Genomic DNA, 997 nt, shown 5'->3' with positions numbered 1-997 from the left:
CTATCGTACAAGTAATTGTTATAAAAATGATTTGTTTGTATATGGTTTTTTAGAACGGATACCGATAAATAATAATTCCTCGCTATTTGTTCCCTTTGTAAGTGTGTACTTACTTTTATCAAGCTAGGGAGAGCGAGAAGGTGAGACGATGAATTATATGGGTGAAGTGGCGGCAATTGGTGCTGCTATTGTTTGGGCTGGGGCAACGTGGATCTACAGTCAGTTTAGCCACCGTTTTTCTGCTATGCAGCTGAACATCGTCAAGGGTGTGGTCGCTTCGGCAATGATGATGGTCGTTATTCCTCTAATACCAATGCCAGAACTCAGGCTGGAGGCTAACCATATTTGGGTTCTTGCAGTGTCAGGTGTGATTGGTATCGCGATAGGTGACAGTGCTTATTTTGCTTCACTGAAAAGGATTGGAGCAAACAAAACACTACTGCTTGAATCTCTCGCTCCGCCGCTGTCGGGTGTGTTGGCTTTAATGTTATTGGGCGCAGCGCTCTCGATGCAGAGCTGGTTGGGCGTGATCATCACCACGCTTGCAGTGACCTTTGTGGTGTTTCAACCTCGCCAACAACAAGAGTCTGTCGATTGGAGTGGTGTGGGTTATGGTTTATTGGCCAGTGTGTGTCAGGCATCTGGTGTGGTTATCTCTCACTATGCTTTGGTCGCAGGTGACATTCCACCGCTGCTGGGGGCATTGATTCGACTGGCAGTGGGAGTATTGGCGGTGATAGTCATGATTCGACTGTTTGAACCCAAGCCATTTTCAGACATTCGTTCTCATCTAAAGCAGTTGGCGATGAAAGATAAAGCTTGGTTACTTGGCGCCATCTTTGTTGGGACATTTCTCGCGCTGTGGCTACAACAAGTGGCGCTGAAACACGCTAACCCAGCGATTGCCCAGACCTTGATTGCTACCAGCCCCGTGTTCATTCTGGTTATTTATGCCGTCAAGGGCGAATCAATCTCTAGGCAAAGCCTGATTGGGACA

At 47.1% G+C, this 997-nt stretch carries 1 protein-coding gene; it reads left to right on the top strand.

All coding sequences use genetic code 11. The features are described 5' to 3' along the window. Positions 1–148: 148 nt before the first annotated feature. A partial coding sequence (locus tag KIV40_RS22645; RefSeq protein ID WP_285351423.1) for a DMT family transporter occupies positions 149–997 on the top strand: 849 nt, incomplete at its 3' end.

This window comes from Vibrio sp. D173a (genome assembly GCF_030248475.1).
The sequence above is the reverse complement of the archived record's forward strand: the minus strand, read 5'-3'. Positions and strand labels throughout refer to the sequence as shown.